Consider the following 1,812-nt stretch of genomic DNA (forward strand, 5'->3'; position numbering starts at 1 on the left):
CCTTCTCTTCGGGGTTGGGGGTCGTAATTTTTTTACGGAGAGTTTGATCCTGGCTCAGGACGAACGCTGGCGGCGTGCTTAACACATGCAAGTCGAACGATGAAGCCCAGCTTGCTGGGTGGATTAGTGGCGAACGGGTGAGTAACACGTGAGTAACCTGCCCTTGACTCTGGGATAAGCGCTGGAAACGGCGTCTAATACCGGATACGACCTGCCCCGGCATCGGGTGCGGGTGGAAAGTTTTTCGGTCAAGGATGGACTCGCGGCCTATCAGCTAGTTGGTGAGGTAATGGCTCACCAAGGCGACGACGGGTAGCCGGCCTGAGAGGGTGACCGGCCACACTGGGACTGAGACACGGCCCAGACTCCTACGGGAGGCAGCAGTGGGGAATATTGCACAATGGGCGAAAGCCTGATGCAGCAACGCCGCGTGGGGGATGACGGCCTTCGGGTTGTAAACCTCTTTTAGTAGGGAAGAAGGGCTTCGGCTTGACGGTACCTGCAGAAAAAGCACCGGCTAACTACGTGCCAGCAGCCGCGGTAATACGTAGGGTGCAAGCGTTGTCCGGAATTATTGGGCGTAAAGAGCTCGTAGGCGGTTTGTCGCGTCTGCTGTGAAAACCCGAGGCTCAACCTCGGGCCTGCAGTGGGTACGGGCAGACTAGAGTGCGGTAGGGGAGAATGGAATTCCTGGTGTAGCGGTGGAATGCGCAGATATCAGGAGGAACACCGATGGCGAAGGCAGTTCTCTGGGCCGTTACTGACGCTGAGGAGCGAAAGCGTGGGGAGCGAACAGGATTAGATACCCTGGTAGTCCACGCCGTAAACGTTGGGAACTAGATGTGGGGACCTTTCCACGGTCTCCGTGTCGCAGCTAACGCATTAAGTTCCCCGCCTGGGGAGTACGGCCGCAAGGCTAAAACTCAAAGGAATTGACGGGGGCCCGCACAAGCGGCGGAGCATGCGGATTAATTCGATGCAACGCGAAGAACCTTACCAAGGCTTGACATATACCGGAAACTTCCAGAAATGGTTGCCCCGCAAGGTCGGTATACAGGTGGTGCATGGTTGTCGTCAGCTCGTGTCGTGAGATGTTGGGTTAAGTCCCGCAACGAGCGCAACCCTCGTTCTATGTTGCCAGCACGTCATGGTGGGAACTCATAGGAGACTGCCGGGGTCAACTCGGAGGAAGGTGGGGATGACGTCAAATCATCATGCCCCTTATGTCTTGGGCTTCACGCATGCTACAATGGCCGGTACAAAGGGCTGCGATACCGTAAGGTGGAGCGAATCCCAAAAAGCCGGTCTCAGTTCGGATTGAGGTCTGCAACTCGACCTCATGAAGTCGGAGTCGCTAGTAATCGCAGATCAGCAACGCTGCGGTGAATACGTTCCCGGGCCTTGTACACACCGCCCGTCAAGTCATGAAAGTCGGTAACACCCGAAGCCAGTGGCCTAACCGCAAGGAGGGAGCTGTCGAAGGTGGGATCGGTGATTAGGACTAAGTCGTAACAAGGTAGCCGTACCGGAAGGTGCGGCTGGATCACCTCCTTTCTAAGGAGCATCTGGACACCGCAGGGTGTTCCAGGCGCCAGATCAAAGCGAATGTCTTTGCTGGTAGCTCATGGGTGGAACATTGAACTAGGTGCTCGGTGAGATCGTCTCGCGTCAGTACAGCCTTCGGGTTGGGAACGCGTCGGGGCGGTGGAGTCGGGTACATGCACGCTGTTGGGTCCTGAGGGACCGGGCCGGCTGCCTTCGGGTGGCGGGGTCGACTCTCCGGATCCTTTTCTCACGCCTGGGTGTGTGGGC

Annotated in this window: 1 rRNA gene; it reads left to right on the forward strand. The window is 57.3% G+C overall.

The window, feature by feature from the left end:
• Positions 1-31: 31 nt before the first annotated feature.
• Positions 32-1,554 (forward strand): 16S ribosomal RNA (locus C5D36_RS16415).
• The last annotated feature ends 258 nt before the right edge of the window (positions 1,555-1,812 follow it).

This window comes from Rathayibacter sp. AY1C6 (assembly GCF_002931535.1).
Taxonomy (GTDB): domain Bacteria; phylum Actinomycetota; class Actinomycetes; order Actinomycetales; family Microbacteriaceae; genus Rathayibacter.